Annotated in this window: 6 protein-coding genes; all 6 read right to left on the reverse strand. The window is 69.8% G+C overall.

What is annotated here, in order from left to right; genetic code table 11:
• Positions 1-631: ABC transporter permease (locus QMX80_RS18220; protein ID WP_282278594.1), on the reverse strand; the 631-nt coding region annotated here is incomplete at its 3' end.
• A complete protein-coding gene (locus tag QMX80_RS18225) occupies positions 628-1896 on the reverse strand; it encodes a hypothetical protein (protein ID WP_282278595.1) in 1269 nt (422 codons plus the stop codon). The genes QMX80_RS18225 and QMX80_RS18220, both read right to left, overlap by 4 nt.
• Entirely contained in the window at positions 1893-2879 is a 987-nt protein-coding gene (locus QMX80_RS18230) for an efflux RND transporter periplasmic adaptor subunit (RefSeq protein ID WP_282278596.1), read from the reverse strand. Before QMX80_RS18230 ends, QMX80_RS18225 begins: the two co-directional genes overlap by 4 nt.
• The gene (locus QMX80_RS18235) at positions 2876-3862 is read right to left on the reverse strand and encodes an HlyD family efflux transporter periplasmic adaptor subunit (protein WP_282278598.1); all 987 of its coding nucleotides are present in this window, start codon (positions 3860-3862) and stop codon (positions 2876-2878) included. Before QMX80_RS18235 ends, QMX80_RS18230 begins: the two co-directional genes overlap by 4 nt.
• A complete protein-coding gene (locus QMX80_RS18240) occupies positions 3843-4484 on the reverse strand; it encodes an ABC transporter ATP-binding protein (RefSeq protein ID WP_282278599.1) in 642 nt (213 codons plus the stop codon). Before QMX80_RS18240 ends, QMX80_RS18235 begins: the two co-directional genes overlap by 20 nt.
• Before the next feature lie 78 nt (positions 4485-4562).
• On the reverse strand, positions 4563-4886 hold the full coding sequence (locus QMX80_RS18245) for a hypothetical protein (protein ID WP_282278600.1): 324 nt from the start codon (positions 4884-4886) through the stop codon (positions 4563-4565).
• Between the last annotated feature and the right edge of the window lie 206 nt (positions 4887-5092).

Consider the following 5092-nt stretch of genomic DNA (forward strand, 5'->3'; position numbering starts at 1 on the left):
TCTCGGGGGCTGGGAGATGTGTAAAAGAGACCGGGGCGCGGGCGGCGCCCACGCCGACCACTTCCAGCCAGACATGATTGACCTTGAGCAGCTGGCCGACCGGGTCGCGGCCCGGAAACAGGCTGGCAGCGGCCTGGTGGCCGAGCACCGCCACCGATGCCAGCGCGGCATCGTCCTCCGCGCTCAACGCGCGTCCCCCGGCGAGCTGCAGGGAAGACAGTTCGAACCAGTCGGGACTCACGCCGCTGGCCTGCGCGTCGCTGCCGGCGTGGTCGCTGAACACCGAGTAGGTGCGGATGCGCTTCTCCGCGGCGAACCGGTCGGCGCCGGGCACCACCTGCAGCGCCGCCTGCGCGTCGGAGACGGTGAGGCCCAGGCTGCGGGCGCGGTTCTCGCGCAGGGTCGCATCGTCCTGCGGCCGTGCTTCGGCGATCAGGTTGCGCAGGCCCAGTCCTTCGACCAGCTTCAACGCTTCGCGGCGGCTGCCTTCGCCGACCGCCTGCATCGCCACGATCGCGCCGACCCCGAAGATCAGCCCGAGCAGGGTCAGCAGGGTACGCAGGCGCCGCCGCCAGAGTTCCTCGACCGCCTCGCGCCACACCTGCGGCAGTTGTGGAAGCCGTGCCTTCATCCTGCGTCCTTGTCCTTGTCCTTGTCCTTGGCTTGGTCGGTTGCCTCGCCGGGCTGAGCATCGTCCGGCTGCGCCGGGCCTCCCGCCGACAGCAGGACCTCCTCGCCCGCGGCCAGGCCCTTGAGCACCCGCGACCGCGCGCTGCCGCGCACGCCCAGCTCGATCTCGCGGCGCACGAAACCACGGCCTTCGCGCACCTTTATCCAGTGCTTGCCGTCCTGCTGCTCGATGGCGACATTGGCCACGCCGATGGCATCGGCCTCGCGCGCCAGCACGATCTTCGCGGTGAAGCGCTGTCCGGGAACGAAGCCATGCCGGGCGATCACCTCCGCAGGCACCGGTGCGCGCACCGACAGGTATTTCACCGGGCTCTCGCGCCCCAGCGTCTTTGCCGCGCTGGCGACCCACGACAAGCGGCTGGTGAAGCGCTGGTCGGGGCGGCCTAGCGGATGCAGCTCGACGCTGTTGCCGGTGGCCACGCCCTGCGCCTCGATCTGCGGCAGGTCGATCTGCACTTCCATCGCCGAGGTATCGGGAAGGCTGCCGAACTCGGTGCCGGCGTACATCGACGCGCCGAGGGCCGGCTTGTCGCCGGACCAGCTGGGCGTCAGCAGCAGCACGCCGTCGTTGGGCGCGCGCAGTTCCAGCGCGTCCAGGTCGGCCTGGCGATCCTTGGCGGTGAGGTCGAAGGTGGCGCGCTGCGCGTCCAGCAACGCCAGTTCGGCGCCGCCGCGGGTGCCGGCCTGGCCGCGGCGCCATTGCAGCGTGTCCTGCTTCTCGCCGAGATAGCGGCTGTCCTCGATCGCGTCGAGCACGTCGTTGCGCGCCAGCGCCGAGAAATCGGCGCCGGCATAGCGCTGGGCGATGCCGAGCTGGACCGCGACCTGCGCCAGGTCCACCGAGACCCGGCCCTGGGTGGCTTCCAGGTCGCCCTCCTTGGACAGGCGCGCCAGCGCGTTGCGCTGCAGGTCAAGCTGGGCCTGGTCCAGCTGCTGCTTGCCGTCGGGCGCGATGAAGCGGGCCAGCAGGTCGCCCTTTTTCACCACGCTGCCTTCGGGCAGCATCCATTCGACCTGGCGCGAGGACCAGTTCCGGCCCGGGACGTTCAGCGGCATCGGCTTGCTCGAACGCAGTTCGCCTTCGCCGTCGATGCTGAGCAGCAGTTCGCCGGCGGATACGATCTCCGATGCCGGCGGCACCGCATCGGCCGCGCAACCGGACAGCGCCAGGGCGAGGGGCAGCAGCAATGGCAGGCGAGGCTTCATGCGCCACGCTCCTTCGCCGGCGGCGCCGCGGTCAGTTCGACCCGGACGGCCTGCCCGGGTCGCAGCTGGGCGGCGGCCCCGTCGAACTGGATCACGATGTCGATCACCGGGATCGGCTGCACCTGCGACTTGCTGCGCACCGCGCGGCCCACGCTGGCGATCCGCCCGTGATGGGCGCTGCCGCCGCCGCCTTCGACCACGATCCGTGCCGGCGTCCCGACCGCCACGCGCAGCAGGTCGCGTTCTGGCAGCTGCGCGCGCACCGCCAGCGCGCTCGCGTCCGGGATCTCGGCCACGGTCTGGCCCAGCCAGACCTGCGAGCCGACGTCGAACTTCTCGCCGTTCCAGCTGCTCTTGTGCGCCATCACGCCATCGCGCGGTGCCAGGACGGTCATCCGCGCCACGGAGGCCTGCAGCCGTTCGACATCGGCCTGCAGCTGGGCGAGCTCGGAATCGACCAGGCGCTGTTCCTGCAGGCGCTGGCCGGCGGCCAGCCGTTCGCGCTCCTGGGCCAGGGCCATGCGCTGTTCGGCCCGGCGCCGTTCCTCGATCAGTTTGTCGTACTGCATGGCGGCGATCAGCTCGCGCGGCTGCTCGGTCTTGCGCTGCGCCTTCTCCAGGGCGGCGCGGGCCTCGGCGGTGGTCAGCCGTTCGGTGCGCTGGCGCTCGGCCAGGTCGAGCAGCAGCTTCTCGCGCTCGCGCTGCTTTTCCTGCAGCTTGCTCTGCTTCTCGCCGAGGTCGCGCAGCAGCTGGCTGCTGTCGAAGGCCAGTACCGGTTGATCCTTGCGGACCGGCGAGCCGTCGGCGGCGAGCTGGGTGATCTTGAACTGCCACATGCGGTCCACCGATGGCGACATCAGCTGCGCCGCGCGCTGCGCGTAGACCTCGCCATCGACGCGCAGCGTGCCGCCGCCGGCGGCCGATGCCGCCAGCGCCAGGGCCGGCAGGAAGCACAGGCACAGGCGTGCATGGCGGATTTTCATCGCGGCGTCCCTTCCTTGCCGGCCGGCGCATCGGCGATCACGCGCACGCTCATGCCCGGCAACAGCGTCAGCTTGCCGGGGTCGAACGCGATGTCGATCGGGAAATACAGCCCATTGCCCCATTCGGGGCGGCGCTCGGGCGCCCCGCCGATGGTGGCGATGCGCCCGGGCACATCGGTGCCGGGCACGGCGTCGAAGCCCAGGCGCACCGCCTGCTCGACCCGCAGCGCCTGGCGGTCTGGCTGCAGCGCCCAGGCGCGCACCGAGAACCGGCTGGGGCTGGCGACCACCTCGCCGGCGCGGCTGCCGGGCATCGTCGAAGAGCCCTCGTCGATGCGGCCGCCGATCCAGTTGTTGTTGAAGCCGTGCACGACGATGCCGTCGCGGTCGGCGCGCACTTCGACGGTACGGACCAGCGCGGCGTGGTAGTCGCGCTGGACTTCCAGCTTGCGGATCTCGAGCCGGTTGTCCTCGCGGCGCCGGCGTACCGCCTCGCGCGCCTCGCCCAGCAGGCGGCGCTGTAGTTCCACCTCGCGCGTGGCGCTGCCGAGTTCGCCCTGGTAGCGGTCGTAATCGAGGTCCGAGACCAGGCCCTTGGGGATCTTCGCGTCGATCTTCGCCGTGGCGAGCTTGGCCTGCGCATCGACCAGCGCCAGTTCGGCATCGACCGCCTTGACCTCCAGCTCGGCGATCTCCTTGTCGCCCTTGGCCGCGGACTGTTCGATCTGCGCCTCGAGATCGGGAATCATCGCCGCCGACTGGCCGGGATCGATGCGCAGGACCACGTCGCCCTTCTTCACCGCCTCGCCTTCGGGCACGAAATAGCGGATCACCACCGGCGAACTGTTCGATTGCGGGGTGAGGATGACCTGGCTGTCGATCGCGCGGACCTCGCCGGTCAGCACCACCCTGGCCGCCGCGGGCAGGGCGGCCGCGATGCACAACGCCGCCACCGCCAGCCGCTCAGTGCAGCGCCGAATCATGCTCGATCCTGCCGTCGTGCAGCCGAACCCGGCGCGGCGCGCGTGCGGCGATGTCGTTGTCGTGGGTCACCAGCACCACGGTCTGGCCGTCGCGGTGCACCTCGTCGATCAGCGCCAGCACGTCGGCCGCGCTGCGCGAATCGAGGTTGCCGGTGGGTTCGTCGGCCAGCAGCAGGGCCGGGCGCAGCAGCAGGGCGCGGGCGATGGCGGCGCGCTGCATCTGTCCGCCGGAAAGCTCGTTGGGCCGGTGATGGCGGCGTTCGGCCAGGCCGACCCGTTCCAGCAGCGCATCGGCGCGCTCGTGCGCTTCGGCCGGCGGCTGGCGGTGGAAGCGCAGCGGCAGCAGCACGTTCTCGCGCACGGTCAGCCGCGGCAGCAGGTGGAAGCTCTGGAAAACGAAGCCGATGCGGCGGTTGCGGATGTCGCTGCTGGCCTCGTCATCGAGCGTGGCGACGTCGCGCTCCTCGATCAGGTAGTGACCGCTGGTCGGGTGGTCGAGGCAACCGAGGATGTTGAGCAGGCTGGACTTGCCCGAGCCGGACTGGCCGGTGATGGCGACGAATTCGCCTGCGCCGATCTTCAAGCTCACGTCGGCCAGCGCCCGCACGGTCTGTCCGCTCATGGCGTAGTGCCGGTGTACGTTGCGCAGTTCTATCACTGTCCGGTCATCCTGACTGCCCCTTTGGTCCTGTACCCGATGCTAGCCGAAGACGCGGCGGCAAGGCCATGGTGGAGCAGCTGGATCGAGATGCGCCGGGATGTTGATGGCCCGGCTTACTTGTCGGCTGGCCACCAGCGCGATCATGCGGAAGTTTTGCTGTTGCTCGTGATCCTGCTCTGTCCTTGCTTCTGCCGCTGTCTGGGTCTTTGCTCTGGAAAGAAACAACAACCAGGGCAGAAACTTGAAAGCAGAGCTTTCGCCCCTGCTTCGCAGGAGCGAGCTACTTTGACCAGCCATTCGGCTGTTGAAAAGGCTCCTCTTTGCTCGTGCAAAGAAAAGATAGCCAAAAGAAGAGCTTTTCAACAGCCGAATGGCTGGTCAAGCACGCCCTGCCTCCGCGCCCGACGCGCTACGCGCGTCGGGTCCACTCCGCCGCCGGGATTTTTCGACGAGACATCCCTGTCTCGTCGAAAAACGACGTGCTCGCCCGCTTCACGGTCGAGTCCGGGGGCGGCCCCCCCCCGCGGGGTGCCCGCCCGGGGCGCCGCGCCATTCATTGCCGATAGCCC

The organism is Stenotrophomonas sp. PS02297, assembly GCF_029959705.1.
In the GTDB taxonomy this organism is placed as follows: domain Bacteria; phylum Pseudomonadota; class Gammaproteobacteria; order Xanthomonadales; family Xanthomonadaceae; genus Stenotrophomonas; species Stenotrophomonas nitritireducens.

Coding starts and splice junctions, on each gene's coding strand:
- QMX80_RS18230 (WP_282278596.1), bottom strand. CDS start 2,879: ATGAAAATCCGCCATGCACGCCTGTGCCTGTGCTTCCTGCCGGCCCTG.
- QMX80_RS18235 (WP_282278598.1), bottom strand. CDS start 3,862: ATGATTCGGCGCTGCACTGAGCGGCTGGCGGTGGCGGCGTTGTGCATC.
- QMX80_RS18225 (WP_282278595.1), bottom strand. CDS start 1,896: ATGAAGCCTCGCCTGCCATTGCTGCTGCCCCTCGCCCTGGCGCTGTCC.
- QMX80_RS18240 (WP_282278599.1), bottom strand. CDS start 4,484: ATGAGCGGACAGACCGTGCGGGCGCTGGCCGACGTGAGCTTGAAGATC.